30 protein-coding genes and 1 pseudogene are annotated in these 26,501 nt (G+C 42.7%); 12 read left to right on the top strand and 19 right to left on the bottom strand.

What is annotated here, in order from left to right; genetic code table 11:
* Positions 1-94: 94 nt before the first annotated feature.
* A complete protein-coding gene (gene ltaE, locus PMI05_RS06460) occupies positions 95-1,120 on the bottom strand; it encodes a low-specificity L-threonine aldolase (RefSeq protein WP_007718911.1) in 1,026 nt (341 codons plus the stop codon).
* Positions 1,121-1,244: 124 nt separating this feature from the next.
* Here ltaE and PMI05_RS06465 point away from each other — a divergent pair, with 124 nt between their 5' ends.
* Positions 1,245-1,547: an iron-sulfur cluster assembly accessory protein gene (locus PMI05_RS06465; protein WP_007718917.1), complete on the top strand. Its 303-nt coding sequence runs from the start codon at positions 1,245-1,247 to the stop codon at positions 1,545-1,547.
* Between the two features lie 62 nt (positions 1,548-1,609).
* On the opposite strand, the gene PMI05_RS06470 is transcribed toward PMI05_RS06465, so the two are convergent.
* The 4 genes from PMI05_RS06470 to PMI05_RS06485 form a co-directional block, all read right to left on the bottom strand.
* Positions 1,610-3,859 carry a UvrD-helicase domain-containing protein gene (locus tag PMI05_RS06470; protein ID WP_007718926.1) on the bottom strand — a complete coding sequence of 750 codons (2,250 nt, stop codon included), beginning with the start codon at positions 3,857-3,859 and terminating at the stop codon, positions 1,610-1,612.
* A gap of 38 nt (positions 3,860-3,897) precedes the next feature.
* The gene (crcB, locus tag PMI05_RS06475; RefSeq protein WP_007718929.1) at positions 3,898-4,263 is read right to left on the bottom strand and encodes a fluoride efflux transporter CrcB; all 366 of its coding nucleotides are present in this window, start codon (positions 4,261-4,263) and stop codon (positions 3,898-3,900) included.
* Positions 4,264-4,359: 96 nt separating this feature from the next.
* Entirely contained in the window at positions 4,360-4,557 is a 198-nt protein-coding gene (locus PMI05_RS06480; RefSeq protein ID WP_007718933.1) for a DUF896 domain-containing protein, read from the bottom strand.
* 76 nt (positions 4,558-4,633) lie between these two features.
* Complete coding sequence (locus PMI05_RS06485) at positions 4,634-4,972, bottom strand: LysM peptidoglycan-binding domain-containing protein (protein WP_007718936.1); 339 nt, start codon at positions 4,970-4,972, stop codon at positions 4,634-4,636.
* Positions 4,973-5,134: 162 nt separating this feature from the next.
* On the opposite strand from PMI05_RS06485, the gene lexA reads away from it, so the two are divergent.
* Positions 5,135-5,758 carry a transcriptional repressor LexA gene (gene lexA, locus PMI05_RS06490; protein ID WP_007718939.1) on the top strand — a complete coding sequence of 208 codons (624 nt, stop codon included), beginning with the start codon at positions 5,135-5,137 and terminating at the stop codon, positions 5,756-5,758.
* A 50-nt stretch (positions 5,759-5,808) separates the two neighbouring features.
* Here lexA and PMI05_RS06495 read toward each other — a convergent pair whose 3' ends face one another.
* Positions 5,809-6,294 (bottom strand): DUF456 domain-containing protein, encoded by a 486-nt coding sequence (locus PMI05_RS06495; protein ID WP_007718943.1) that lies wholly within the window; start codon positions 6,292-6,294, stop codon positions 5,809-5,811.
* 108 nt (positions 6,295-6,402) lie between these two features.
* Here PMI05_RS06495 and PMI05_RS06500 point away from each other — a divergent pair, with 108 nt between their 5' ends.
* Positions 6,403-6,978, top strand: a complete 576-nt coding sequence (locus tag PMI05_RS06500) for a DUF4269 domain-containing protein (protein ID WP_007718947.1) — start codon at positions 6,403-6,405, stop codon at positions 6,976-6,978.
* Here PMI05_RS06500 and PMI05_RS06505 read toward each other — a convergent pair.
* The 3 genes and pseudogenes from PMI05_RS06505 to PMI05_RS29580 form a co-directional block, all read right to left on the bottom strand.
* Entirely contained in the window at positions 6,975-7,664 is a 690-nt protein-coding gene (locus PMI05_RS06505; protein WP_007718951.1) for an SOS response-associated peptidase, read from the bottom strand. The genes PMI05_RS06500 and PMI05_RS06505 overlap by 4 nt on opposite strands.
* A gap of 85 nt (positions 7,665-7,749) precedes the next feature.
* Complete coding sequence (locus PMI05_RS06510) at positions 7,750-8,640, bottom strand: GNAT family N-acetyltransferase (RefSeq protein ID WP_007718953.1); 891 nt, start codon at positions 8,638-8,640, stop codon at positions 7,750-7,752.
* A 350-nt stretch (positions 8,641-8,990) separates the two neighbouring features.
* Positions 8,991-9,368 (bottom strand): annotated as a pseudogene (locus PMI05_RS29580) (lipoprotein BA_5634 family protein); the annotation flags it as partial.
* Positions 9,369-9,732: 364 nt separating this feature from the next.
* Here PMI05_RS29580 and PMI05_RS06520 point away from each other — a divergent pair.
* The gene (locus PMI05_RS06520) at positions 9,733-9,996 is read left to right on the top strand and encodes a CD3324 family protein (protein WP_007718970.1); all 264 of its coding nucleotides are present in this window, start codon (positions 9,733-9,735) and stop codon (positions 9,994-9,996) included.
* Between the two features lie 157 nt (positions 9,997-10,153).
* Positions 10,154-10,792 carry a FusB/FusC family EF-G-binding protein gene (locus PMI05_RS06525; RefSeq protein ID WP_007718973.1) on the top strand — a complete coding sequence of 213 codons (639 nt, stop codon included), beginning with the start codon at positions 10,154-10,156 and terminating at the stop codon, positions 10,790-10,792.
* Positions 10,793-10,855: 63 nt separating this feature from the next.
* Here PMI05_RS06525 and PMI05_RS06530 read toward each other — a convergent pair whose 3' ends face one another.
* The 4 genes from PMI05_RS06530 to PMI05_RS06545 all read right to left on the bottom strand — a co-directional run bounded on the left by PMI05_RS06530 (position 10,856) and on the right by PMI05_RS06545 (position 13,505).
* Positions 10,856-11,371: an SRPBCC domain-containing protein gene (locus tag PMI05_RS06530; RefSeq protein WP_007718976.1), complete on the bottom strand. Its 516-nt coding sequence runs from the start codon at positions 11,369-11,371 to the stop codon at positions 10,856-10,858.
* A 31-nt stretch (positions 11,372-11,402) separates the two neighbouring features.
* Positions 11,403-11,747 (bottom strand): metalloregulator ArsR/SmtB family transcription factor, encoded by a 345-nt coding sequence (locus PMI05_RS06535; RefSeq protein ID WP_007718980.1) that lies wholly within the window; start codon positions 11,745-11,747, stop codon positions 11,403-11,405.
* A gap of 174 nt (positions 11,748-11,921) precedes the next feature.
* Positions 11,922-12,887: an SDR family NAD(P)-dependent oxidoreductase gene (locus PMI05_RS06540; protein WP_007718982.1), complete on the bottom strand. Its 966-nt coding sequence runs from the start codon at positions 12,885-12,887 to the stop codon at positions 11,922-11,924.
* Positions 12,888-12,998: 111 nt separating this feature from the next.
* A complete protein-coding gene (locus PMI05_RS06545) occupies positions 12,999-13,505 on the bottom strand; it encodes a TetR/AcrR family transcriptional regulator (RefSeq protein ID WP_007718983.1) in 507 nt (168 codons plus the stop codon).
* Positions 13,506-14,457: 952 nt separating this feature from the next.
* Here PMI05_RS06545 and PMI05_RS30660 point away from each other — a divergent pair.
* From PMI05_RS30660 to PMI05_RS29820, 3 genes are all read left to right on the top strand, one after another.
* On the top strand, positions 14,458-14,595 hold the full coding sequence (locus PMI05_RS30660) for a hypothetical protein (protein ID WP_157230862.1): 138 nt from the start codon (positions 14,458-14,460) through the stop codon (positions 14,593-14,595).
* Between the two features lie 442 nt (positions 14,596-15,037).
* Positions 15,038-15,406: a hypothetical protein gene (locus PMI05_RS06550; protein WP_007718985.1), complete on the top strand. Its 369-nt coding sequence runs from the start codon at positions 15,038-15,040 to the stop codon at positions 15,404-15,406.
* A 678-nt stretch (positions 15,407-16,084) separates the two neighbouring features.
* On the top strand, positions 16,085-16,171 hold the full coding sequence (locus PMI05_RS29820) for a YjcZ family sporulation protein (protein WP_016743434.1): 87 nt from the start codon (positions 16,085-16,087) through the stop codon (positions 16,169-16,171).
* A 482-nt stretch (positions 16,172-16,653) separates the two neighbouring features.
* Here the strand turns inward: PMI05_RS29820 and PMI05_RS29585 are convergent, their stop codons facing one another.
* Together PMI05_RS29585 and PMI05_RS31600 are read right to left on the bottom strand one after the other, a co-directional pair.
* A complete protein-coding gene (locus PMI05_RS29585; protein WP_007718988.1) occupies positions 16,654-16,881 on the bottom strand; it encodes a hypothetical protein in 228 nt (75 codons plus the stop codon).
* 118 nt (positions 16,882-16,999) lie between these two features.
* On the bottom strand, positions 17,000-17,128 hold the full coding sequence (locus PMI05_RS31600; protein WP_007718990.1) for a hypothetical protein: 129 nt from the start codon (positions 17,126-17,128) through the stop codon (positions 17,000-17,002).
* Positions 17,129-17,996: 868 nt separating this feature from the next.
* Between PMI05_RS31600 and PMI05_RS06560 the strand changes: the two genes are divergently transcribed.
* Together PMI05_RS06560 and PMI05_RS06565 are read left to right on the top strand one after the other, a co-directional pair.
* Positions 17,997-18,401 (top strand): hypothetical protein, encoded by a 405-nt coding sequence (locus tag PMI05_RS06560; protein WP_007718996.1) that lies wholly within the window; start codon positions 17,997-17,999, stop codon positions 18,399-18,401.
* A 627-nt stretch (positions 18,402-19,028) separates the two neighbouring features.
* Positions 19,029-19,547: a hypothetical protein gene (locus PMI05_RS06565; RefSeq protein ID WP_007719000.1), complete on the top strand. Its 519-nt coding sequence runs from the start codon at positions 19,029-19,031 to the stop codon at positions 19,545-19,547.
* A gap of 464 nt (positions 19,548-20,011) precedes the next feature.
* Here the strand turns inward: PMI05_RS06565 and PMI05_RS06570 are convergent, their stop codons facing one another.
* The gene (locus PMI05_RS06570) at positions 20,012-20,956 is read right to left on the bottom strand and encodes an ABC transporter substrate-binding protein (protein ID WP_007719003.1); all 945 of its coding nucleotides are present in this window, start codon (positions 20,954-20,956) and stop codon (positions 20,012-20,014) included.
* A gap of 346 nt (positions 20,957-21,302) precedes the next feature.
* On the opposite strand from PMI05_RS06570, the gene PMI05_RS06575 reads away from it, so the two are divergent.
* Entirely contained in the window at positions 21,303-21,941 is a 639-nt protein-coding gene (locus tag PMI05_RS06575; RefSeq protein ID WP_007719007.1) for a flavin reductase family protein, read from the top strand.
* A 574-nt stretch (positions 21,942-22,515) separates the two neighbouring features.
* Here PMI05_RS06575 and PMI05_RS06580 read toward each other — a convergent pair.
* The 3 genes from PMI05_RS06580 to PMI05_RS06590 all read right to left on the bottom strand — a co-directional run bounded on the left by PMI05_RS06580 (position 22,516) and on the right by PMI05_RS06590 (position 25,118).
* Complete coding sequence (locus tag PMI05_RS06580; RefSeq protein WP_007719022.1) at positions 22,516-23,517, bottom strand: oxidoreductase; 1,002 nt, start codon at positions 23,515-23,517, stop codon at positions 22,516-22,518.
* Positions 23,514-23,906, bottom strand: a complete 393-nt coding sequence (locus tag PMI05_RS06585) for a MerR family transcriptional regulator (RefSeq protein WP_007719025.1) — start codon at positions 23,904-23,906, stop codon at positions 23,514-23,516. Before PMI05_RS06585 ends, PMI05_RS06580 begins: the two co-directional genes overlap by 4 nt.
* An 834-nt stretch (positions 23,907-24,740) precedes the next feature.
* Positions 24,741-25,118, bottom strand: a complete 378-nt coding sequence (locus PMI05_RS06590; protein ID WP_007719028.1) for a PH domain-containing protein — start codon at positions 25,116-25,118, stop codon at positions 24,741-24,743.
* A gap of 682 nt (positions 25,119-25,800) precedes the next feature.
* On the opposite strand from PMI05_RS06590, the gene PMI05_RS06595 reads away from it, so the two are divergent.
* Complete coding sequence (locus PMI05_RS06595) at positions 25,801-26,445, top strand: discoidin domain-containing protein (RefSeq protein WP_238543260.1); 645 nt, start codon at positions 25,801-25,803, stop codon at positions 26,443-26,445.
* The last annotated feature ends 56 nt before the right edge of the window (positions 26,446-26,501 follow it).

Raw genomic sequence — 26,501 nt, forward strand, 5'->3', positions numbered from 1 at the left:
TTTTGTACAAATTGTCCAATTATTTAGAATTAATTATCAGAACAAAGAAAAAAGCCAGTCTTCCCTTCGGACTGGCTACAAGTGGTTGAAACGATTACACCGTTTCCAATAATTGCTCTACTGCTTCCACAACGGTCTCGATATGTTGATCGCAAATGTGTCGATGCGTCGTAAAACGAATGACATACTCGTCAAAATCAACTGCGAGCACTCCTTTTTCCTCCAGACGTTCCAAAAAAGCGACAGCTGTTTGTCCAATCGAGTCTGTATTCACCAGAACGATATTCGTCTCGACTTGCTCGACCTGAAGCGATAGCTGGCGCAAGCCTTTTGCCAATTGCTGTGCCCGTTCATGGTCTTCTGCCAATCGTTCAGTCATCTGTGTCAGAGCGATGATACCCGGTGCTGCCAAATACCCTGCCTGACGCAGCCCACCCCCCAACTTTTTCCTCCACCATCTCGCTTCCTCGATAAACGCACGATCTCCAGCCAAAATGGAACCAACTGGAGCACTCAGCCCTTTGGACAAGCAAATCTGAACGGTATCGGAAAAAGCGCTTAGCTCAGTGACTGCAACACCTTGGGCCACAGCCGCATTGAAGAGACGAGCACCGTCCAAATGAACGGGAACACCGTGTTTTTGTGCTGTATCATAGACACTCTTCATTTGCGCGACAGAGATTACCGCCCCGCCAGCGCGATTATGGGTATTTTCGAGACAGATCAATTTTGTGCGAGGAAAATGGATATTGTTTCCCCGAATCGCTCTCGCTACATCTTCTGCACGCAAAGCACCACGTTCTCCAACCAGCGTCCGTGTTTGCACACCAGCCAATGCTGACATAGCGCCGCCTTCATAGTAAAAAATGTGCGAATCCGCTTCCGCAATAACCTCGTCTCCGTTGACACAATGCGTCAAAACAGCAACCTGATTGCCTTGCGTGCCACTTGTTACGAACAGGGCAGCTTCCTTTCCGAGTATTTCAGCCGCGATCGCTTCCAAACGATTAACAGTTGGGTCCTCTCTATAAACATCATCACCAACCTCCGCTTCCGCCATTGCTCGAAGCATCTCCTCGGTTGGTTTCGTAACGGTATCGCTGCGCAAATCGATTTTCATAGATGACTCTCCTTCCATTCTGTTGTCATTCTCTAGACATATCGTAACACTTTCAACATTGCATCCTGATTTCCCTCTTGCTAAGATGGAGGGGTAACTTACATACAGTTAGGGGATTTGACCTGTGAAACTAAAAATCACTCGTAACGCTGCCAAGCAATTGGCTCCAATCATCGAGCAAGAAGAAGACAAAGAATTGAAACTGCGCGTTTATATTACTCACTCTCATGGTGATCATGCTCACTACGGACTCGCTCTGGACAAGCCAACAGAAGAAGATGTTGTGATCTCGACCGACAAAGAGATCGATGTGATCGTGAAAAAGGATGAGCCATTGTTGGATGGCATCGTCATTGATTACCTCTTCTTGCCGCAAGAAGGTTTTGTCATTACCAACCCTTCTAAAGGGAACACAGGCGACCACTAAGCATGATACAGATAAACCCTCTGCTTTTTACAGGCAGAGGGTTTTCTTTGATACGTAGATTCTTATTCGTCAGAAGCAATGGTGTACAGCTCTGTCGATAAATCTTTCAGCAACGGTGAAGAAACGTTATCAACCTGCGTCATAACAAGGCGATGGACCGGTCGCGTCATCGCAACATACAACAGTTTTGCGTCCCATTCATTATTTTGATAGGCATCTACATCCAGTAAAATGACCACATCGAACTGCAAGCCTTTCGTTAAAAAAGCAGGCATGACGGTTACGCCACCCGGAAATTGGTTATCCTTGCTGCCTAACAGAGTCAGATCAGCTATTTTGTCTTGCAAACCTTTATGTGCTTTTTTACTCGCTTGAATGGTTTTCGCTACGATCGCTATCGTTTTGAAGCCTTCCGACTGGTAGCCAGCCACACGCGAAGAGATGTCCTCCCACAGTTGCGCTCGTGAACGAGTCTTGACCATGATTGGTTTTTCACCATGTCGCAAAACCGGTTTTGCCAATACCGTCTCGGGCAATTCAATTTGCCGCAACACCTCATTGGCACAACGCATGATCTCAATTGTCGAACGATAGCTTTGCGACAACGTATAATAGGAAGGAAACAGCTGTGCAAAAATCCCCTTCGTCAACTCTTCCCACGCATGAATCCCCCGGTAGCTATGAATGCCTTGCGCAATATCTCCCACGATCGTTAGCGAGTTTCGCTTGGTTGCCAATGCAATGACGGCTATTTCTAACGCACTCAAGTCTTGTGCTTCATCCACGACCGTATGATCAAAATGCTCTGCCTTATTCATTCCTTCAACAATATGCTGCAAATACAGCAATGGCGCGATATCTTCCGGTTCCATTCTCTCCTCTGCAAACAGCGCAGCACTTGACTGCGTCACATCACGCACAACTTCGTCTGAAATGTCAGCAGGTACGAGCTTGCGCAGCAATTCCTCGTCAGCAATCAACTCGCGGTAAGCTGCGAAAATTTCCAGTCTTGGAAACGAAGTCAGGTACGTATCCAGTATTTGCTCGAGCATTTTCTCGAATTTGTACAAGCCTTCTTTGTCCAAATCGACTTTCCGCTCTCGCAAATGGGCAAACAATTGCTTGTTCATTTCTTGTTTCAAATGCTTGCGAAGCGCTTCTACCCGACGATGATACGGCATATTGGCGAATAGCTCCAGGAAACATTGACGAATAAAATCACCCGGAATTGAAAAGACTTGTTTCGTTTTGTTGTATAAAAAGCTGAGCTTCTTAAAAGGAATTCTCGTTTCGACGATATGACGAATGTATTGCTCCAGCGCCTCTCGACAAGCGAGCGATCCTTTGAAGCGAAGCCTGTTTCGAGTCATTTCTTGCTGGCGCTCATCCTGGCCCTCTTCAAAGAACAATTGAAGAGGCTTATCAGGACTAACGATTTTCCATCCTTTTGGCAGCAGTGGCTTCACAAGACGCGCTGCCCAATCTACAAAGGTAGACTGTTGAACGTCATCCACGCCGAGCTCAGGTAAAACCTCGGATATATAGGTAAGAAACATCCGGTTCGGTGCAAACACCATGAACTTTTTGGACATCATGGAATCCTGGTAGTTATAAATCAAATAGGATAGTCGGTGCAGCGCGATGGTCGTTTTTCCGCTCCCCGCTACTCCTTGCACAACAATGGGTCGTTCTTTTTCCGCCCGGATAATATCATTTTGCTCGGATTGAATCGTAGCGACGATGTCTTTTAGCCTGCTATCGTTCGCCTGATTCAGATTGGCTGCCAAAAATTCATCGATGAAGCCCTCTTGCAAAAACTCGTCGGGATGCCCCATCTCGCGGTTAATCGTTTCTTTTACCGCTCCATCATAGATGCCGACGATCTTTCCGTCTTCGATCGCAAAATTACGCTTTAATCGAACTTCACCACGCACAATCTCGCGTCCCATCCGGTAAAACGCGTCTTTGCTCTCACCGGAATAATAAAGACTGGCGATAGGCGCACGCCAATCCACGACGACAGAATCAAACGTATCGCTGCGTACAATTCCTCGTTTTCCTATGTATACTTGATCCAGCTCGTAGATTTCATCTTTCAAAAAATCCACTCTACCGAAATAAGGCTTCTCTCGACCCTGATCTTCGAGGTAGCGTAAATCCTTAGCCTTATTATAGTTAACGACCTGTTTCACATAGTCATCTGTTGCCTCGCGAATATCATTGCGAAGCTGCTCCATTTCTTCGTCGATCGCTGAAATTGTTTCATCCAGCTTTTTTTGTTCCCATTCATAATCACGATGCTGTGTACTCACATTCATTCCCCCTCACATGTATCGTGTCATTGGACGTATTAGGACCATTGCCTAGCCAACCATATTCCAACCGCACAAGAAAGTAGTCCGACTCCCAAACTGAGAAGAGCGTACAAAGTGCCACGCAACAGCTGACCTTCTCCCCAAAAAGAGACCACTTCCAAGGAGAAGCTAGAGAACGTCGTAAATCCTCCCATAACCCCCGTTGCAAATAAAAGATAGAGTGTCGGAGATAAAATGCCACGTTCTTTCCCCAGCACGAACAAGATGCCGATGATCAAAGATCCACAAACATTGGCGATCCAAGTTCCCCACGGCCATCCCGGCTGATTCGCAAGCAAAGACAATAGGTAGCGCAAAAGTGAGCCAACTGCTCCTCCAACCGCCACAGCTATCCACGCCATCGCTTTCCCTCCCTGAATATCAAAGCGTTATGTATGTCACAGAAAAAGACACCCTAGCGTCAAGCGAGGATGTCTGTCGTATCAGTAATTGTTATCTTACTGTTTTGGTTTATTTTCTTCAAGGTCTTCCACATAACGGATGGAATCCAAATTTGCTCTCAATGAAAGCTTAACAGCGTCAATGTACTTTTGGCGCAATGCTTTTTGTTCGAGCTTTTCCTCTTCGGTCAAACCTTCTTCGCGAGATTTTTTGACCAATTCGTTAATGCGTTTAATTTCTGCGTCAGATACCACTGCTGGTTCCTCCCACTCTGTAGTAGTGCCGCTTCATTATACCACATTCGAATGATCCCGCAAGACAGCCGAACACTTACGGAGTATCAGGAAGGATGAGAGTCTGACCTGGGTAAATCCTGTTGCTCTCTAAACCGTTCGCATCTTTAATTTCTATTATATAGTCGCGAACATCCATATGCTGATCTGCATTGTATTGAACAGCTAACGACCATAGGCTATCTCCAGATTGTACGGTTACTTCTATACCTTGTGGCTCCTCCATTGGCGAAGAAGCAAACACTAGTTCGGTCAATAAGTAAAAAAAGAGAGTAAATGTAATAAGAAACAAGAGAGCTTGTCCTCTCGTGATACCAAAACGAACACGACGTTCTTCTTTTTTCTCGAAACGATTTTGTTCTGTCGATGAATTCATAATAATGGCCTCCTCACAAACATACGTTCTGATCACTTGTAACCTCATGATAAATGAGAACATATGTTCATGTCAACAAAGAATCGAACTTATGTTTGTCGAACGCAAGCTCCCATGGTATAATATAGGAAAATATGTTCGAGAAATCAGGGGTGTCTTTCTATGTCAAAATTATCGAGTAGACAACAAGCCATCATCGAGTTCATACGAAAGGAAGTTCGTGATAAAGGATATCCTCCTTCTGTACGTGAAATTGGGGAGGCTGTTGGACTAGCTTCCAGCTCAACGGTACATGGGCATTTGGCACGCTTAGAGAAAAAAGGCCTCATTCGTCGAGATCCTACCAAACCTCGCGCCATCGAATTGCTATCAGATGAAGATCGTTTTCAAGACAATTTCGAAGACTCTGTCGTCCGTGTGCCAGTAATCGGAAAAGTAACCGCTGGACAACCGATCACTGCCATTGAGGATGTGGAAGAATACTTCCCGCTTCCAGACAATATCGTGACTTCTGACAAGGTCTATATGCTGCGCGTCTCCGGGAACAGTATGATTGATGCCGGGATTCTCGACGGAGATTACGTAATTGTTCGCCAACAGCACGTAGCGAACAATGGTGACATTGTCGTAGCCATGACAGAAGAAGACGAAGCAACCGTCAAAAGATTTTTCAAAGAAAAGAACCACTTCCGTCTCCAACCGGAAAATGCCACGATGGAACCGATCATTCTGGAGCATGTCACCATTCTCGGTAAAGTCATCGGTGTATATCGACTCATTCACTAATTTCCACGTAAAAAAGGACAGCCTCGGCTGTCCTTTTCGTTTTCCGTATGTTATCTGGCGACAAAAAACCAGATGATCATCGTAACTTGCAATATGACTTTTACGACCGCACTGCCCAAAAATCCGATCAGTGAGCCTACGCCCGCTTTCACTGCTCGCTCCATCGACTGCTTCTGCACCATCAACTCTACGAGGACGACGAATACGAACGGCAAGATCAACATACCAAACGGTGGGAATACGAAGATCCCGAGGATAATTCCAACCGCAGCAGCAATGGACGACCACTTGGACCCTCCGTACCTTTTTACGAAGTACATGTTCGTGAGCAAGTCAGCACCATAAAGTAGAATACTTAGAACGACCATTCCCCACCAAAAGGATGCGGGCAATCCCGCTCCTGGATCTGCAATGAAAAAGTGATAGAGCAAAAAGCCCGCCCACAGTAATATCGTATCAGGTAAAACTGGTAAAAAAATTCCTGCGATGCTTAGCAAGAACAATAACACAACCACTACCCACAAAAATATTTCCATCTACTACACTCCCTTCATCTAGGTATACGAGTGATTACCGATTTCGTTGCGTACTTATTCACTTTTGTCTAAACTATTTTAAAAGAAAGTAGACATGGAGGTAGTCTCTTGAGAAATTGGCATGATCTCTCTTACTTGAGCAGAGGAACGATGCGCCAAAAAGCGGCGTGGGAAGCGATTCAACAGACGCACATCATGGAGGTACTATCCGATTATCGTCCAGTGCTTGCCGGAACCATCCCATTAGACATTGACGTCAAGCAAAGCGATCTGGACATTATTTGCGAGAGTCATGATCTGGAACAGTTTGTGCAGGCAGTTCGTACAGCATTTGGCTGCTTGCCCGGATTTGAAGTGACACACCTAGATGTAAAAAGTACTCCCACGTGCGTTATTTCGTTTTTCACAGCTGACTTTTGGTTTGAATTGTTTGCTCAACCGGTAGCTGTCGAAAAGCAAAACGCCTATCGTCATATGGACATCGAAGAACGACTGTTAGACATAGGAGGCTTGGATGCGTACCAACATATCAGAGCTCTGAAGCAAAGCGGCATCAAAACAGAGCCTGCATTTGCTCAATACTTTCATATTCCGGGTGATGATCCATACGAGGCTTTGTTGCATTTGGAGCCGTTAACCGAACAGGAATTACGCCAAAGAGTTCAGCTCCTACGAAAGGATTAATCTTCAAACAAAGAACCGATCTCTACTTCTTGAATACAGGAAGGATCATCATTTTTGGGGCTTCCCACTTTAGTGGATACCGGATACACCATCATCTCGCTGGAATCATAGGGGGTAAACAGCGACTGGAGCTGCAACCGATCATACTTCTCCCGATCAAGCCACAAGTCCTCATCATCTTTCTTTAAGATGACAGGCATTCGCTCATGTATACTCTCGATGAGCTCATTCGCCTTTGTCGTAACAATCGTGCAGGTATGTACTTTTTCTCCCTCTTGATTCGTCCACGTATCATACAAGCCAGCAAAAGCAAATGGTTCCCCGGTATTCAACATGATCCGCATCGGTTGCTTCCCTGTGATGCCGTTCATCCACTCATAAAAGCTGTCAGCAGGAAGAATGCATCGCTTTCGGGCGAAAAGCTGTTTGAATGCGGGCTTTTCATTTAATGTCTCGCAACGCGCATTGATCATTTTGTAGCTGCTCTTCTCATCGGCAGCCCACGACGGCACTAACCCCCATCTCAACTGACCCATACGTCGCTCGCCGCGATCAGCAATAATCGCTGGAATGAACTGACCCGGTGCAATATTGTACCGTGGCTTTGCATCAAATGGAATGACTTCGATTTGGAACCGTTCCTTCCATTTTTCCAAGTTCGTTACGAGAGTAAAACGGCCACACATGCTTTTCCCCTCACATCCTTCCATACTGGACGTCTGCTTTTTTCTTCTATTTTACTGTTTCACACGATGTGTCATTTCAAACCTTTTATGCGTGTGAAGTAAGGGGAAAACGAAAATGTTCTGTCTCGATTTTTAACGAGGGACGAACAAATAAGACATCATCCGTCGTTGTCATCCATGCAGATTGGATCTTTTCATTCTCACTATCCGGCATAAAGTGAAAATGAATGATCGTTGTCTCAGTCGTTACCAAATGAGAAATGACCGCTTCTAGATCAACTGTTTTTTTACATACAAGATCAAATACATGCAGTTGGTCGTCTTCTCGTTCCAATAAGACAATCACATCCTCCTCTTCGACGTAATAGATCGCATCCCGAAAAACGAGCAGCAAGTAAAACATCAACAGATGCTCGCTATTCTTGACGGCCAGTCTCGATGAAACGGGGATTCGTTTGGCAGCAAATTCCTTCATGACGATAAAATCAGCCTCATTATCAACATCTAGCTTGCGCAAGACTGATTTTTGTCCTACTTGCTTTTTCAAATCAGATGCCAATAAGCGAAAACTACTTTCCTGTACTCTCTCAAATCCGAACTTCGGATAAAAATCGAGCACGGTATCATTGGCATACAAATAAATAAAATCGTATTCCTTCTCACATGTTTCAAGAATATGGTTCATCAATTTCGCTGCCAATCCTTGGTTGCGATAGGTAGAATGCGTCATGACCGTTCCGATCTGAAGTGCCTTATAGTCTCTGCCATTAGATGTCACGATCATCTTACTGGCAGAAGCGTTAGCAATAACCTGATCCCCATCCAAATAGGAATAGCATACATAGTTGTCATTCCAATAGCCTTTGTTATACCATTCTTTAAAATCGAGCTGAAAGATCTGCTTGGCGAGGTCATTAAAGCTCTCTTTGTATTTTTCGATATGCTTGTAGTCGCTAATCAATCGATATTCACCCATGTAAAAACCTCCTATTCTGTTGTTTGTGCTGTTTGTCATCATTCATTCCTTTTCAGCAATCCCTTCTTTCCAATAAAAAAGACCACAAGAAGAATTCTCTTCTCATGGTCAAATTTATCGTTGTGATGAAGATACCTATCCCGAACAGAATAGATATCATGCACAAACGTGAAATTTGTTTTGATGAGATATAATGCCTTCTAATCGCTTTTGAAAAAAGGTATAAAAAATAAACAAAGAGCATGCCCTTCATTTGACCTTTTCCCATATAAAATTCATTCGAATTTTACTTAGCGATTATGAGTTTCATCATATACAATCAAAACCTCTTTTCACGTTCATTATTGTAACTATATAGGAGTTTCCATGGACTGTAAATGTTTTATCATTTCATGGTTTTTCGAAATGGAATCCATACACCTGCAATGCTCCCGATACAACCGCGTGAGCAAATCTTGACAAAAACCTGTTAGATAAAAATAGAAGGCAGAGCATAAGTCTGCCTTTCTTTCTATCCGCCCGTCGCCAACGATCACATTGCCTAGATATGTGAGCTTGTTCGGATCAACAGTCAAATTGGCCGTTTCATTTTTAGCAAAGTATACACCTGCGTCGCTTGTGATCTGTGGCAAGGTATCGATTGGTGTCGTGTTATTCCCCGTATCTACTTTTCTCAGCAGTTCCTTCTCCAGCAGCGATTGGGCCATCGTTTTGTTCATAACCATTACATTTTGTTCTCCAGCAACCGATAGAGGTGATTACCATCGCATTTCCTTACATATCCACTTACATTTTTGTAAGTAACGTTATACAAAAAAGTCATTTTCTTATATAATTACAAATACTCCCTTTCCCTAAAAGGAAAGGGGAGACCGTTTTTAAAATGGACCTCGAGGGGGGTGTACGAATGGCGAATGCTCTGAATTTGCCACATACCGCAGCGGCTCATGCAAAGCCTAGAAATAGTGAGGCGATACTTTGCATGAGGTGGTCTCTCGTTTAATCGAATCATCGCCTTCATTTGCGTATCCCATTTCCTATTTCTTGGCTTTGCCCCTTATTTGCCTATTTATAAATAAGGAGCGAGCAGAAATGAAATGTGTGAAAGCAAATTTAATCCTTCCTGAATCGTTACTCGCAGAAATTCAAAAGTACGTGCAAGGAGAAACCATTTACATTCCGAAGACAAAAGTAACCCATCAAAAATGGGGGACGCGCACTGGCGGGAGAAAACTCCTGGATGAGCGGAATACAGCTATTAAAAGCAGCTTTCGGGCCGGGACGGCTATTTCTCAGTTAGCGGAGGAATACTTTTTGTCTACAGAGACGATAAAAAAAATCGTGTATACCAAATAGACGTTTATAAAACACTGGCGACCTTTTCATACAGGTTGTCAGTGCTTTTTTATGGCGAGTTTTTTTGTGAAAAGTCTTCTCCCTTTCTCCTCTCTTGCAAACACACTAAAGTAAAGAGGAACCCACCTTACAAGACAGAAACAGGAGGAACCGCAAGATGGAACCTTTTATCCATACACATCAGTATCACTTCATTCAATCACGCGTTCAAGCAATCATGAACGCCTATGCGACCAGTACAGATGTCAATGTGATTCGTGCTCGAAAAGAAATCGCCCATGAAGAAATCTTTCAGTTATTCCCGAACATGACAGAAGAACAAAAAGAGATTTTGCGTCCGATTGACTCGATTAAAGAAAAAGCAGAAGGAAAACAGTTTTTGCATCAGCTTTCACCGTTTGTGATTCCATTCCCTGCTCTCACAGAGTCTTCTATTAAGAAGCTCTTTCCAAAAGTAAAGAAGCTTAAAGTCTCGAATTTAGCTGAGATCGATTTTTCGGAAATCTCTTATGTGGGCTGGCTAGACACTGCGACAGAAAAGAAGTATATTGTCGCTTACCACGAAGGAAAACTGATTGGCATTCATGGGCAGTTTACCAATGTAAATAAAAAAGGCCTTTGTGCACTCTGTAATCGCTTTGAAGAAATCGGCATGTTCGTCCTTGAAGCAAAAAGCTCTGGGGATGGAACATATTTAAAAAAAGGAAACTACATTTGCCAAGACAGTGCGACGTGCAATCAAAATATCATTTCGCTAGATAAGCTGAACGATTTTATTGCGTTGATGGTGAAATAAATCTGCAACGAAATTGAAAAAGCCGCCGGGTCTCCATGCCAGGCGGCCTTTCCTATATATCCCTTACTTAATCTCGTTCAGACTCTCTTCCAAACGATCCCACGTTTGGGTGATGCCCTCTAGCATGCCCATGTCCATGACAGTTTTGAGGGCTTCCGCAGATACATATTCAGAACGGCTGACCAGCTTCGTCTTGCCACCCATATCGATGAATTCCATCATAACCTCTGTCGAAGGCATGGTATCATTTGTGTTGCCTTCTGCATCTGAAAAGTAATCGGTATAGATGATTTTCTCTGGCTCAATAATTTCCTTATAAACGCCTTTGCCCCAAGATTCCATGCCGTAAAAATCACCTTGATTCTTATCGACGCATTTCATGCAGTAGTGCCAAACACCGCCTGGTCGGAAATCGACATTACAAACCGGGAGTTCCCAGCCTTTCGGTCCCCACCAACGCTTGAGATGCTCAGGCTCCTTAAACATCTTGAACACGAGTTCTCTAGGCGCGTCGAATACACGCTCCAGTACCAGCACCCGCTCGTTCTCTACCCTTGAAACCATTGTATTTCTTGACATAGCAATTCCTCCTCATTCATTTGTATGGATCTCAAGTATTTTCCTTGTTTTGAAGTTCCCGCAAATAGTCTTCCAGATTATCGAATCTTTCTTCCGTAACTCGCTGGAATGACTTCACCCAAGAATCCAGCGCTCGGAAGGGCTCGGGCCTGAGTTTGTAAAATCGGCGATTGGCTTCGGCCTTCACATCCACGATCCCGTTGTCACTAAGCACCTTCAAATGCTTCGAGGCTTGGGGCTGGCGAAGCCCCAGTTGTTCGGCGATTTCCCCTACAGTTAGAGGACCATCGCGCAAAAGTTCGACGATTTTCATACGATTCGGTTCAGCCAAAGCACTCAGCGTCGCCATGTCCATGCCTGGATTCATCCCCGACATGCCACTCACCTCGTTACATGATGGATTCTACGTTCATCTCATCCCCTTTAGCGTTATTGTGATCATCTTGTTAGGTAAAATATACACCAAGGAGAATATTCCTGTAAAGGAATATTCTAAAATGTTGCGGAAGGTTTGTTTGTTAGTGATTAATCAATAACTAACAACTATCATTTATTTCATGGAAGTACGATTCTGCAAATGCTGGATCGTTGCCGTTATACCCTCCTCGAACTTCGTCGCTGGGATCGGTCCAATATGCCGTTTATATTTTTCTCTGCTAAGGATCAACGGTTTTTCGGTTAAGTACAGCATCTCGACAACCTCCTTCATCACTGGGACGAACATACCCAGCAAAGACAAACCCATTTTCCCAAGAGGAATGACAGGTTTCACGGTGCCACTTGCTTTTTGAGCGATTCGGACGATGTCTCGACCGGAAATGATGCCTCCACCTGGAATGTGCCAGTTTTGTCCATAAGCAAACTCACGACTGGCCAACTCTACAATCATCTTCGCCGCATCCGGCAAATAAACAAACTCGCGAGGAACATGCATATTCCCAATGAAAAACCCCGGTTTTCCAGCCGCAATTGCCTCAAGTGTAGAACCCAAATACGATGCTTGATTAGCAGTAGGTCCGTAATAATCCGGTAATCTGACAATCATCGTTCGCGCATGATCCCATCGACTGCTAAACAGCATCTGTTCAAATGCTAACCTGATTTTCCCTTTCTTCGTATGCGGTTGCTTTGGATGCTCCTCCGTTATTGGTTCCATCTGCTTTCTCCCGTATGGATAAATGCCGTCTACCGCAACAACCTTCAAACCTCTCTTGTTGGCGGCTTCCATGACGGCTTCGCCAAGTGGTATCAGCTTATTTACCATCTCGTGATAAGGGACGTTTGCACAATGGAATAGTACATCCGCTCCTTCCGACGCTGCTACGATGTCTTGTGACTGGAATGCATCCCCGACAGCCAGTGACAAATGTGCTGGATTCCCCAGCTCTGACGCCATTTGCTCTAGCTTTTGTCGAGAACGTCCAAAAGCAATCGTTTCAACCCCTCGATTGATGAGCTCCTTCATAATAGCTGCTCCCGTTCCGCCTGTTGCCCCGACAACAATCACTTTTTTCATTCGGATCATCTCCACTTTCTTAATTTGTGATTGATCAATCACTAACTAATTTGAACTATAACGTTTTAGTTAGTGATTAGTCAATAACTAATTATCGCAATTTTTTCTCCGCTACACCTCCATTAATTCTGGCATGTCCAAAGCTGCTGAAATATTACACAGCATTCCTCTTGCCAGGAAAATAAGTGTTCTCTCTTCCGGACTCGCGATACCCGCTTCACGAAAAGCTGTTAGGACGATCTGACGAACCTCCCGAAATCCTTCGCGCATTGCCTCTCGAATCGAAGGCTCTTGAATCGTCTGGGACTGCATTTGAAGAAGTATCTCATTTTGATGGGAAGCCAAAATCTTTTCATATGCCTTGATTAAATCTGTTTCCAATTGCTCTTTGGATGCGGACTCCACAACGAGACGGAAAGAGTCAATGATCCGCTCCCACGACGCCTCCAAGGCTGCCAGTAACAAAGCTTCCTTTGATGCAAAAAACTTGAAAATATATGGCTGGGAAATCTTTGCACGCTCTGCTACTTGCGCTGTCGTTGCCCGGAAATATCCGATTTCAGCAAAAACTTCAATGGCAGCAGAAATGATTTCCGTTTTACGATTGACCGAGGTCATTGCAAAAGCGCCTCCTTTTTAGTGATTAATCAATAATACCTGATTATACGTCAGATTGTGATGGGTTTCAAATGACGTATATCACTCCCATACAGACTTGCCACAAACTTCGCGATTGACTATCATTTTCAAGAAAGGTTGTTGCAAATGATTAAGAAAAAGCTCTGTTGTCACGGTACCAAGTTTAGCCACAACCGCCCGAGGAGAAACCCGTCATCTTCGCAGCAAGCACTACCCAGAATGACTGGAAAGGGAAAGAAACATCTTCAAAATCAACTGAGACTAAGCACGGAACTACTAAAATCAAAAATGCTGCATTTGGTGAGCAAATTTGGGTAATGCTAGACTCCCCTATTCCAGCCGGATGGCTGATAGTGGATAGTACAGGAACAAGAAACCTGATCAGATATATTGGCTAAACAAAACAAGTGGGGTAACGCTGTCCAAACAACAAGCTGACGTCGAAACTCGATCGACATCAGCTTGTTTCTTTTAGTTACTTTCTTACTTCAATTTCTATCGCGCTATTCGGAGGGAATATTGTATTTGGTCGCTGACATAAGGTCTTAGGATATGGTGTATCTCCTATCATTGGTTGAGAGTTTAATAACTACGACACTGGCATTTCATTAGCATGTTTTTATTTTCCGAATTTTTCGTATTCTATATGTTAACTAGAGTGTATATGTGTTATTATAGAGTTGTAGTTATATTTTTCCAATTAAGGAGGTGAATAACAATGTTTAAGAAATTACTTCAAAAAATTGGTGCTAACTCAATTCGCCCATGTCCTCGGGAGTGCATACCAGCAGGAAAACATTGCATGTGTCCCGCTTAATGTCAGATAGTAGTTAAAAAGGCCGTCCCAACAGCTATTTGCGTGGCAGAGGGATGGTCTTTTTCCGTCTACCTATCATCCTAATTTCGTTCATACTTATGAGGGGGAAGATTTATGAAAAAATTTGCTCTGTTTGGTATTGCTGCTGCATTACTTCTATCACTTTCATTTCCTGGTGTTAGCAGCGCAAAAGAACAACGTGTACCATGTGAAGCTGACGGATATTGCGGATGGCCGACCTATAGCGCTTAACACCACCACATCCAATAAAGACTGAGATGAACTCGGAAAGAAACAATTGTCCAAGTTCCACAACGACAATTACTCCATAAACGACATCTACCAATACAAATTACAAGTGATTGTTGGCGACAAAGGTGCTAAGGGATATAAAGAAGTTTATGATTGATATGAAATAGTAAAGGTAAAAGGAAGCAACGTAAATTCTACCTCGTTATTTTAATCAAACATCATGCACCGACTTTTTAACTATCGGTATGATGTTTTTCTTTTTTCATTCGTGATCAAGCAATTTAAAGCCAGATCAAATTGTGAAATAACATTTATAGATTGAAGCTTTCAATTACCGATTTGTAAAAGAAATGGTTTCATTTTCATTTTCACTTTCTATTGAATCGTTTTCTTTGTGTTCCTCGTCTTAATAAGCAAACGTATTTAACAGGGAGAAGAAAGCATGAAAAGTCTTGTGAAAATGATGATTGGTTTGGCCTTTGCTTTTTGGTTCTTTATTCTTTGGGCTTGTAAATCGCTTCTTTCAAGTGATATTCCAGTAACCATTTCGACCTGGGACACGATTCTTTTCTCTTTCAGTTATCTCGTTTCTACGGTAGTAGCTCTAATCTATGTCAGGTTCACGCATAATGGAAAAATACATATCTTCCTGTCTATACCTACACTTTTGTGGGGACTTTCTATTGCTCAAGTATTTACCCATCAGTATCACCCCTATGATACGCTGATGAGTGTAATTGGCTTAATAGGCTCTGGAGCGATCATGTTCTTTTCGATTTTGATGCAGTTTAAATCTCCGAATTTTACATAGAACACATACTAGATTACAAAATCCATGATTGCTCATGACCCTTCTTCAAGAGTTATTCATAAATCCCAGCTTTGCATGGGTCAGAGCATTGTGTGGAAATCACAACAATTTGAAATGGAAATGCTGCATATCGAATCTGAAGACTTAATTTATTGGAAGTATCTTGAGAAGATAGACTCCAATTTTGACGTAATCTCTTCAGATTATTTCATAGTTCTTCAAACCGGCTTGAAACTTTGACGCTGTACACAATTTATAAAAAAATTCATGTTCTTAAATCACTTACTCACGATAGAATGGTAATACATGGAAAATATATCTACCAAGGAGGTGAATGATCATGCTGAAGAAGCTCCTGAAAAAGTTAGGTTCAAATTATTCAATTGAGCCTTGCGGAGATTCATGCATTATTTATCATGGCAGATGCTTATGCCCTTGGTAGAGGTAGCTAAGTTCCAAGAAGGCTGTCCCAAATGCCCAGAATGTGGCTAAGGGATAGCCTTTTTTCGTCGTTTATCCCCCTGCTGATTTAACATTATTGAGCTGTTGGACATAACAAGTAACAGTTTGTTGCCTGCCCAAATTTTCCACTTACTGTGATATCGCCCTTACATAGCTTCTCAATTTGCATAGCTTGAGTTTGAGGTTCTTCCTCATACACTTGAAGGGGGGATATCGATGGGATTCTTTGACGACAATTTTGCTTTAGTTTTGGTTCTTTTCGTTCTATTAACAATTGTTGCTTGCAGTTGTGATGAGTGCTAATTTCTGTCCAATGTTATGGGCGGCTAAGCTGCCCTCTTTCACCCTCTTTGGCATCATTAAGCTTTGAGCTCACCTTTTTGTCCACTCCTCCCACGTTACGCTTTAGTAGAAGGAGTAAAATTGTGGGGAGATTAGATTTGGACACTCTGTCATACGACAAAACTTTTTCAGTGGTATTTCTATTACCTACGATTTCAACAGAAGAGCCGCCCGGTTCTTTCCACGAGCGGCTTAACGCCTTTCACATCTTCCTGTTAGGAACCTAAGAACTCGTCACTGTATAGCTCCCTTGTTAATCGTTTACTATATTTAAGCATCATTGAAATGCCTCACCTTGTTTTCAAGACTTTTCATACCGTTCTTCCGGCATAGTCAATGTGGTGAGACACAAACCTTTCCCGATCGGCAAGCCTGCTACATCACAATAAGTAGTACCATCCTATGCTGGATCGCTTGATTTGTTTTGTTAAAACTACATACTTTCAGATATCCAACGCGTTCTCGCCATTGTAAAGATTTTGCTTTCGAGCTTCTGGAACTTGAGCATTGAGCCCAAAACAGAAGAAGCCGGTAAGCTGGCCATGATTATCTCGAACTGTATAATAGGTACCGTCTACCTGAAATGTTTCTGGACGATCTTCAAAGTCCCGCGTTTGATAAAAGGTATGTCCCTTCGTTCTTTGACATCCGACAATGGATGGTATTGCCATACCTGAACACTCTCCTTATCACCCTAACTAATTTGTATAAGTTCCTTTCAATCATTAGATACTAAAAACATGTAAAGGAGGTAGTTCAGTTTGACACCAACAAATGACGATCCCAAAGCTAATTCTGATTGTCCACCAGATTGTAATTTACCTGATCCACACTTCCCGCCAGCGGGTTCAGTTCCTGACCCACCCACCCCATGGCCACCACACCATCTCGATCCTCATCCACCAACTCCTGTACCACTCCCTCCCCTCCATCCTAATCCCCCACCGATACCACCCGTAAGCACTCATCCCCGACCACCCGGGACTTTTTGACTACTCGATCCTATTGAGGATCGAGTAGAACCATTGGTGCGGCGTTTATGTGCCCCCCCTCCACCATCATCTATTTCTTTTAACTCAAGCATTCCGTCATGATTTGGCACGTTACCTGAACTATCACAAGATACACATTTAACTGTTAGAAACATTCCTATACCTGAACGCACAATGCAATTCATCATTAGCCTTCACCTTCTTTACTTAGTGCGCATTTTGTTAAATTGACAGCCCCAGTTACCAAACCGGCTGCTCATTGTATCGCTCAAATGCGGCAATATTCCCGGACCGTACGTATAGCTCTGGGAGGTTCGCTCTCTCCAGCGTAGTTGTATATCTTTCCAACTCATTGTGGGCAATAATATGAGCTACTATCATTGAAATAAGCCCCGGAACGCTTAATCATTCCGAGGCTTATTTCAATGAAAAATGATTAATCCCAACCGTTCATTCTATGCAAACCGGTTCGTTTGCTGATTAGCTTAAATAAACTCTGCATTTTAGATGCATTCCTTTTGTCGACCTTGAACTGACACAAGAGAATCACCGTCCCTTTCGACATAGGAATTAGCTTCTTCAATACCTTTCTGGATAGGTATCCCTGCTACAAGATAAATAGTGTCATTTTCCATGACTACTACCGTGATAGGGAGTTGCGTTCATGAGATATGAATAGACAATCTTCTGTTTTTTTGTGTAAATATTTACCAATTCATTCAATTTGAGTATAATTACTTTTAGTTCGTGTATTTAGAATTTAATCAGAAATGATCCTAAGGAGTGTACTAGTTATGAAAAAACAGCTTCTCTCTATTTCGATGCTCGCTTTACTCCTCTCTGGCGCACCTGTATATGCTTCCGCTTCTACCAATGCTCAAGTACAAGGTGAAGCAGACACAGTAACCATGGAGCAACAAAAACAAGAACAACAATTCACCAAATATTACTACCTTACTCCTGGGCAGTTAAGTCCAAAAGAAGCGATTTATCTAAAGAAAGGGCAGGAGCTCCGTATCAGTCCAAAAGGTACCTTTGCGAATTACACAGTCTATAATGCTCAAAATAAACAGATTTGGAGCGGTACGACAGGAATCATTATTAAGGCTGATGCGGACGGGTATCGCTACGTACAATTTCAAGCCCCCTATTCCTATCAGGATCAAAATGTTATCGTAGCTACTTTTACGATTCAATAACACATGAATTGCTTTTAGCCCGTCTTGATTGTGAAGGCGGGCTTTATACATATTTGCATCGCTCATTCTTCCAGTGAAAAGGCGAATAGCCACTTTTCCTTTTCCTTTAGAGTGAGATAGAACGAAGCTTGCATCCCACTTTATTGGCCTTCCTAAATACTGATCTACATACATTTTCGAGATATTAGTACATTTGGCCAATCAGAAGGGTAATTCATTTCGTACGCTATCTTAGATCGTCATCAGGAGGGGATATCACTTGAAAAAGAAAAAATCTAAGTCTAAGCGATTCAAGAAAGTGAATGGTCAATTGGTTGAATTTCTTCCTAGCTTACAAGAATGTATGAACGAATGTAGACGTGTAAGTCCACCTCATGAAGATTGTGAAACGTTATGTCTCCCGTATCTAGACTCAAGAAGAGTACGATTGGATATAGAGTGTTATGAACGTTGCCGTCGCTGGAGATCTCACGGGATTTGTGATCACATTTGTCAGGTGCCTTATTGACCCAAAAAGTTTTATGGAATAGAAAAATGTCTCTTTTCTGTAACGATCTTCATATGTCGTTCGTTTATAATTCACTTACAAACAACTTTACCCCATATACGAAGAGAGAGGAAACCAACATGAATTTCAAAAAAATCATCGTCGGCATCATACTAACATCCGTCGTAGTGATCGGCATCATCTTTGCTGTTAACAATGGCAAATTAGAACACTCTGCACAGCCTGTTGCACAGGAAAGCGAAAAAACTGAACTTTACACTAACTCTCAAGCAAATTTCAGCTTTAAGCCGCCAACTTCTTGGAACGGGCACTACAAGGTGAGCCAATATGCAGGTGTAGATGCTGACAAAATTCTGCCATCAGCCAAGCATGTAGTGCAATTCGATTATGCGACGAAGGATGGCCAAGGTTCTGAAACGCTTCTAATGATCTCCGTTTTCATGAAAACGGATTGGACTCGCCTCTCTAGCGAAGAAGGGACACCTGTAGGGACATCCATTGCAGAATCAAATGACATGGTGTATGTCTATACAACGCCACAGTCCAATCCGTTTGATTCCCAATCTGAAGACGGCAAGCTTTTTGACCAACTGTATGGTGATTTGAAAATAAATGAATCTTTCGCCCTTCTAAAATAAGATTGTTACAATGTGTGTTTTGTAAATGGCTTCTTCGATGGCATTTAGCACTTTCGTACATTTACGAGTTTGATAGGATGAAACTGCCCATTGTAAATCTTCACCTTTTTCCGCTGATGGATCGCCGTTTGCGATGAAAGTCGGTGTAGAGGTTTAAATCAAGAATAGCGGGCTTTTCCGCAAATGTTACTTTTTTAAATCGTGTCCCGGACTACCAGACTAATAAATGAAGCTGGGAAAACATTTCGTTTCTCCCAGCTTCTCCTTCAGTATTTGTTCTGACAGGCTTTAAGGAAAGTGACTAGGAGATTACCCGCCACTTTTGAAGGGTTAGGTCCTCAGGGCACAATCCGGAACGCGACATATACCGTTATCAAATCCACGTTAGGAAACAATTTTTCCTCAAATGGGAAGTCAAACCGACTTTTCGAATAACCCCATCTTTTCCGCCGATCGCATGGTTATTATTTTTTCAGCAACATGCTACCAATCTCGTCTAGGAGCATTTCCTTTCCAATTGGGCCAAAGGCTTTGATGTTGAATGTTTCATTGGTTACCTCATAGAGATGTCCTTGTTGAACTGCCTTGTTGCTTTTCCATACTGGACTCTTTTTCAGTTCTGCATATACATCATCCGCTTTTCCGCCGAAATTGACGAGAAACATATGGTCTGGCTGAAAATTCGTCAGTCCTTCCAGCTCGATCATTTCCATTGTTTTATCCGTAGGTGTTCCGGCTGCCGGCTTCAGGCCGAGATCAGTGAACAAGATATCTGCATATCCATAGTTTCCGTACACGCGGAACAATTTAGGGGTTACGGCCAGGAACATAAAGGTCTGGTTGCCGTACGCTTGCTTGAGTTGCTCGCGCATCCCTTTCGTCTTCTCGTCATAACCAGCCAGCCATTTGTTCACGTCCTCTTCTTGTCCAAACACGCGGCCGATTTCTTTAAACTTATCACGCCATTTATCCATGTCTGTCTCCAGAACGACAGTCGGCGCAATTTTGGATAGTTGCTCGTACATCTTTTGCTGGCGGTTATTCATAATAATCAGGTCTGGCTTTGTTTCTACCACAGCTTCCAGATTGATAGAGTCATCCCACATCCAGCCAACCGTTTTTACATCTGTCAGCTTATCCGCTACGTGGGACATGATTTTTGTCTTGTATGTATTTGCCGTCGCAACCGGCTTGTGTCCCAAAATTAATAGCTCCTCCGCTGCTCCCGATACGTCTGCAATCCGCTTTGGTTCCGCCGGGATTGTCACTTCCCCCATCAGATGCTTAACTACACGTGTCTCAGACTTCTTGGGTGCTTCTGAAGCCGTTTGGCTGTTTCCGCAACCTGCCGATACGGCAGTGACTACTGCAACCAAGCAGGCCAGTACGATTCGTGTTCCTTTTTTCATACGCTCATTTCTCCTTGTCACGTGATGTTTGGTGTGAAGTATTGTTTGATAATGATTATCATTATAAGTGACAGAGAAGATATTCACATATTTTAGCGTATATGTCAATGTTTTTTATATTTTTTGTGTATATAAAGAAAAGAGGTTGCCCCTTGTTGCAGATTGGGGAATGCTATAGATCACGTAACCCATTGATTACTCCCTCCCTTTCTCACAAGTAATATTGTGTAAAGTTCATTCGAAATGAAACAGCAAAATAACGAAAAGAATAGTCATTATAATTTGAAATAAGTCTCTTATTTGAGACGATGGAAAACTTTTCTTTTTATAGTGGAGGGAGCGCATTATGCACAAGGTCGTTGCACCAAAAATTCTTTACTTTGGAACGCCAGTTGTACTCATCAGCACATTGAATGAGGACAATTCTGTCAACCTTGCCCCTATGTCTTCTGCATGGTGGCTTAATCAATCATGCATGCTTGGAATGAGTAGCTCATCTCAAACCGTTACCAATTTGTTGCGCGAGCGCGAATGTGTTTTGAATCTTCCTTCGTCTGATCTTGCTCATGCGGTGGACTGTCTGGCTCTACTAACTGGACGAAATCCTGTACCGGAGCGCAAGGCTAATGTGGGATACCGATTTGAACCGGATAAATTCGGAACGGCTAGGCTCACCCCCCAAGATTCGGACCTCATTCGGCCTCCACGCGTTGCGGAGTGCCCGGTTCAATTAGAGGCAGTTGTAGAACTAGTCCATAATTTTGAACTGCCCAGCTCTTTAAAAGCAATTGAAGTAAGGATAATACGTGTTCATGTTGATGAACAAATCCTAATGACTGGCGAGAAGAACTACATCGATCCCGAGAAGTGGAGCCCGCTAATTATGAACTTCTGTGAATTTTTTGGCCTTAGCCCCAAGCTACACCCGTCAAGATTAGCCCCGGTTTTTGGTCCCTTTCCAAGTTCCGTTAACAAATCGAATTAAACATCATTGGCTTGCTGTAGAGCCCTTTGGCTGGTTTGTTCAAAGAGGTTCTTCTAATGGATGGCTTTCTTATCAGTTCACTGAGCCTAAGCAAATAGAAAAATACACGATTACTGCTCGAAGTTATAGAGATGATGTTATAAAAGAATGGCCCGAAGATTGGACTTTTGAAGGCTATGATCAGAATCTATCGGAATGGTTAATCTTAGATAAGAGAGTCGGTACTTCTCGAAAAGATTAAGTAGCATTTAGTAAGATTCAATCGTTTGAAGTGATGGAATATACCAAATAACACGACGAGGCACCTCCTATCTAACAGGAAGGTGCCTCAAATTTTCGAAGACGCTGACTATGCTGAAAGTGTAAAGTCGACAAATACTGGTGAACGAAGTATGCCTCACTTTGTCTTCACGGTTTTTGATGAATAACAGTTTTCAGGAGCAGCGAGAATAACCATTCAAGCACCACCGGAAACTGCCGCAGAACCAATGTGGTGACTGGATCGAACAGCTTCTTTTATATTAACGGTTGTGGTCGTTATGTGCCTTCTTTCAGTATCTCGATGTCGGATAGCTCAAATGGTAAAACGAACTCCAGTAAGTTCTTCACTCAATGACCAGAGTCGCTTGGCAGCCTGCTCGTCTGCAGCCCATGGGCATACGCCGGGTACTCCTGGTTTCCCTACTTCATTCGGAACCCAAGGAGCAATATCGATATTTTGGCAATAAACGCCGCCTTTTCCGTCGAGTTGGTTGCTTACAGCACACCAGACGATCGTCGCGGCTCCTTCGGGTACAGTTTTGCGTTCCTCCGTCAATTCGCTAAACGTCCGCCGTCCCTGCACGTCAATCACCCCAGAAGCGCTCAATTCTTCATTGGACAAATGACGGGAGAGCTCAGTGACGATGGTACCGGGGTGTACGGAGAACGCTCGTACTTGGTGTGACTTGCCACGTTTATCCAGTTCTAGGGCGAATAGAGCGTTAGCCATCTTGGATTGCCCATACGCCTCCCATTTGTTGTAAGAGCGGTGCAGATAATTCGGATCCTCGAAATCGATGTTACCTAATCTATGACCGCCTGAGGAAACAGAAACGACTCGAGCTCCGTTTGCTCGTTTCAGAGCTGGCCAAAGCCGTGATGCAAGTTGAAAGTGACCCAAGTGATTGGTGGCAAACTGCAGTTCATATCCTCTGCGATCGTGCTGTTCAGGTATAGCCATGATCCCTGCGCAGTTCACGAGAATGTGAAGGGGACGGCCCGATTCCTCGAATCGGTGGGCGAAGGCATCGATCGAATCCGGATCGGCAAGATCAAGCTCGCCTAGTTCCACTTCAGGAACGGCCTCCATTGCGACTTTGGCTTTGTCCCGCGAACGGGCTGGAACGACTACTTGGGCGCCTGCCTTCGCAAAAACCCTCGATACTCCCAATCCAATACCGGAATATCCGCCAGTCACAATGACAACCTTACCTGCCAAATCTACTCCTTGCATGATTTCTTCGGCAGTCGTACGTGGTCCGTATCCAGTGTGCAGCGGTTGTTGCGGCACCCGTTGGTTTGCTTCAATTGTCATAGATGTTTTTCCTCCTTTTGATGCCCATCCTTGATTTCTTGAAAATGCTTGAGCTTGTATCGAATGATTTCAGCGGTCGCGTTTAATTCGGATATCCGTTGCTCGATCGCCTCCCGGTGCGAATCCAATATTGCATAACAGTGCGCATCGTCTTTCTGTGAGTAGTGCTGTACATACTCTTTGATTTTCTTGAGTGGCATGTCTGTTCTTCTGAGATGGTTCAAAAAACGGATACGGCCTATATCTTCCTCGGCGTACATTCGTTTTTGTCCGCCACCTCTCGTCGGCGAAGCAAGTAATCCGATTTTCTCGTAATATCGAAGGGTATCCGTAGAAAGTCCTGTCCGCTCTGCAACTTCGGAAATCGAATACGTCCGTTCTTCGTTCATGAATGCCTCCTTACTGGCTCATCTTTCCCTGCCGTCATAACCATACTTCTTAGAGTAAGCTCCAAGTCAAGGTCTTCCTGACTCTATTTCTTATAGGAATTTCAGGAATTTGAAATGTTGGGCATGTTACCTGGAATTAATCAAAATGCAGCGTCGAGCACCTTGGCGTAAATCTATAAATGCTTATAGCTTATTAGAAAATCAACAAAGTTTAACATAGCCTTATTTTCAAAACTGTACAAAAATAGCTGTTCACTAAGGCTATTTTTGTACAGTTTGCTATTTATGTACAAATTAGATTTTGCTTGTAATGTATGGTACAAAAGGATTGGAATCGTTTTTTTATCATGTACCTATTGTTTTATAGAGATACTTTAAGTTCGAAAATGTAACGACCGTCGGATAACGGTTTATCTACCTGTTCGAGCAGCAGCGGAGAAATAAACATGTGTTCACCTAGATACAAAAAAGTCCCCAACTGCTTTAAGCAAATTGGGGTACACAAGAAGTAATACGTGAATAAAAAAGTGGTCATCTATATAGTAAGTTATCAGCTCAATATTTACTACAAGCATATATAGGTGCGCATACCTTCTCTTGCCACAAAAAAATAGCGCAGACTCATCTGCACAGATTAAGTCGTACGCCTTATCCCCAAGAGAATCTACACTAGATTTCATATTACATTACTTTTATCGGTTTGATTGGGCGGCTATTACATGTATAAATGTGCAAATCATGATTTTAGGATGGAATCAAGCTAATAAGCAGTTGGACGGAAGTAATAACTGCAGCAACTATAGCTACTACTAAAGTCCACTTTTATCAAGCGAACTAATCCAAAATGTACCCGGCCAATACGCTCTGTATGTGATAAATATTCAAGTTCTTGTTAAATTGTTTTTGGATCGGTACTGCACTTCCAGAAACCCAAATTTTCAATTCCGCATCCAAATCAAAATTTCCGGCTGTTTCAATGCTAAAATGATTAATGCTTTTATAAGGAATGGAATGGTACTCTATCTTTCTACCAGTAATGCCTTGCTTATCAACCAGTATTAACCGCTTGTTGGTGAAGATGAACATATCACGAATTAATTTGTACGCCTTTTCAATGCTCTCATTGTTCGCTAAGATTTGGGCATACTCCTTTTGAACGTCTGCAATGTTAACTTCCGAAGCATTACCCATTAGACCGTCTAACAAGCCCACATTAAAGTCCCCCTATTCGAAGATTTGATAATCCATATTCTCCAAACAGTTTAAATTTCCTACTGAAGTAGTTACTATTGCCTCAAGGATGCAGTGATTACCTTGAAATTCAGGATACAGAAACTAAGCCTAAAAAATAGAAATAGCCCTCCTCGGACTATGAATCCAAAGGAGGGCTTTCACTACTCAATCCAGCATCGTAAACATGAATTAGTTCTCGATATCGATGCAATCAAGCCTCTTGTGACTTGCTCCAATACGATTCAAATGTATATGACATTTCAAGCCTGATTTGGGTAATAATTGTTATACTGTTCAAGGGTTTTTATTTCTTGAACACAATATGAACATTTTCATAGAACGTTCCTTTGTTTTGAATTTATTCCTTTTACTGTTTTGCTCAATTCAACGAATTGTAATATATTTCTATGTGGAATTATCCATTTTTAAGAGTTCAAGGATGTTTTTATGATTTTTGTAAAAAAGTGCAGAAAGCTAATCTTAAGTTTTGCTCTTATTATTTTGGTTATATTTTCTGGTCAGACTATTAGTCTTGCAGCAGATGAGTATACTGAAAACCTAGTACCTAAATTAACTAGCAACGACTCAGCTGCTCCTATTATTGTATCTGCTTAATAGCATTTACAGCACTGACTATGATGCTTGGAAAGCATTTGACAAAGTGAATTTCAGTTATGCAAATAAGTATTCCTATTGGAGCTCGGAATATAAAATTAAGAATGGTTGGTTACAAGTTGATTTTGGGCTTGGTAATGAAAAAGCCATTCAGAAATATGTAATTGCAAATTCAAATGGGATTGTAGAAAGAGCACCAGTTACGTGGACTTTTGAAGGAAGCAATAATGATACAGATTGGACTATCCTTGATTCCCAAACAAATGTAACAAATTGGGACGGCACTGCTAAAAGTTTCACATTTGATAATCCCTCTAAGTACAGGTATTACAGAATAAATATAGCAATTAATAATGGATATAAAACTGAAGTGGACATTGGAGAATTTGAGCTGATGGAGAAAATTACCTCGAACCCATATCCGGAACCAGAACCAGAACCAGATCCTACACCGACTGGTGAAAATGCATTACTTGTTATTAAAATGATCAGTGGTCTCGAGAAGGAATTTGAATTAACCGCATCCGAAGTACAGGACTTCATCGCCTGGTATAATGACCGTGCAGACGGTCAGGGCAAAGAAACCTATATGTTCGATAAGGACTTTAACAAGGGGCCCTTTACTTCTAGAAAAGATTATGTGGCTTTCAGCAAGATTCAATCCTTTGAAGTGATGGAATATACAAAATAACATGAAGAGGCACCTCCTCTAAAACAGGGAGGTGCCTCTTTTTATTCATAGGTTAG

Origin of the sequence: Brevibacillus sp. BC25, assembly GCF_000282075.1 — a bacterium.
Lineage (GTDB): Bacteria > Bacillota > Bacilli > Brevibacillales > Brevibacillaceae > Brevibacillus.

Bases quoted from the DNA above. Each gene is read 5' to 3' on its own strand.
- ltaE (WP_007718911.1), bottom strand. From the start codon at position 1,120: ATGAAAATCGATTTGCGCAGCGATACCGTTACGAAACCAACCGAGGAG.
- crcB (WP_007718929.1), bottom strand. From the start codon at position 4,263: ATGGCGTGGATAGCTGTGGCGGTTGGAGGAGCAGTTGGCTCACTTTTG.
- PMI05_RS06485 (WP_007718936.1), bottom strand. From the start codon at position 4,972: ATGAATTCATCGACAGAACAAAATCGTTTCGAGAAAAAAGAAGAACGT.
- lexA (WP_007718939.1), top strand. From the start codon at position 5,135: ATGTCAAAATTATCGAGTAGACAACAAGCCATCATCGAGTTCATACGA.
- PMI05_RS06495 (WP_007718943.1), bottom strand. From the start codon at position 6,294: ATGGAAATATTTTTGTGGGTAGTGGTTGTGTTATTGTTCTTGCTAAGC.
- PMI05_RS06505 (WP_007718951.1), bottom strand. From the start codon at position 7,664: ATGTGTGGCCGTTTTACTCTCGTAACGAACTTGGAAAAATGGAAGGAA.
- PMI05_RS06510 (WP_007718953.1), bottom strand. From the start codon at position 8,640: ATGGGTGAATATCGATTGATTAGCGACTACAAGCATATCGAAAAATAC.
- PMI05_RS06520 (WP_007718970.1), top strand. From the start codon at position 9,733: ATGAAATGTGTGAAAGCAAATTTAATCCTTCCTGAATCGTTACTCGCA.
- PMI05_RS06525 (WP_007718973.1), top strand. From the start codon at position 10,154: ATGGAACCTTTTATCCATACACATCAGTATCACTTCATTCAATCACGC.
- PMI05_RS06530 (WP_007718976.1), bottom strand. From the start codon at position 11,371: ATGTCAAGAAATACAATGGTTTCAAGGGTAGAGAACGAGCGGGTGCTG.
- PMI05_RS06535 (WP_007718980.1), bottom strand. From the start codon at position 11,747: ATGTCGGGGATGAATCCAGGCATGGACATGGCGACGCTGAGTGCTTTG.
- PMI05_RS06540 (WP_007718982.1), bottom strand. From the start codon at position 12,887: ATGAAAAAAGTGATTGTTGTCGGGGCAACAGGCGGAACGGGAGCAGCT.
- PMI05_RS06545 (WP_007718983.1), bottom strand. From the start codon at position 13,505: ATGACCTCGGTCAATCGTAAAACGGAAATCATTTCTGCTGCCATTGAA.
- PMI05_RS30660 (WP_157230862.1), top strand. From the start codon at position 14,458: ATGAAAAAATTTGCTCTGTTTGGTATTGCTGCTGCATTACTTCTATCA.
- PMI05_RS06550 (WP_007718985.1), top strand. From the start codon at position 15,038: ATGAAAAGTCTTGTGAAAATGATGATTGGTTTGGCCTTTGCTTTTTGG.
- PMI05_RS29820 (WP_016743434.1), top strand. From the start codon at position 16,085: ATGGGATTCTTTGACGACAATTTTGCTTTAGTTTTGGTTCTTTTCGTT.
- PMI05_RS29585 (WP_007718988.1), bottom strand. From the start codon at position 16,881: ATGGCAATACCATCCATTGTCGGATGTCAAAGAACGAAGGGACATACC.
- PMI05_RS06560 (WP_007718996.1), top strand. From the start codon at position 17,997: ATGAAAAAACAGCTTCTCTCTATTTCGATGCTCGCTTTACTCCTCTCT.
- PMI05_RS06565 (WP_007719000.1), top strand. From the start codon at position 19,029: ATGAATTTCAAAAAAATCATCGTCGGCATCATACTAACATCCGTCGTA.
- PMI05_RS06570 (WP_007719003.1), bottom strand. From the start codon at position 20,956: ATGAAAAAAGGAACACGAATCGTACTGGCCTGCTTGGTTGCAGTAGTC.
- PMI05_RS06575 (WP_007719007.1), top strand. From the start codon at position 21,303: ATGCACAAGGTCGTTGCACCAAAAATTCTTTACTTTGGAACGCCAGTT.
- PMI05_RS06580 (WP_007719022.1), bottom strand. From the start codon at position 23,517: ATGACAATTGAAGCAAACCAACGGGTGCCGCAACAACCGCTGCACACT.
- PMI05_RS06585 (WP_007719025.1), bottom strand. From the start codon at position 23,906: ATGAACGAAGAACGGACGTATTCGATTTCCGAAGTTGCAGAGCGGACA.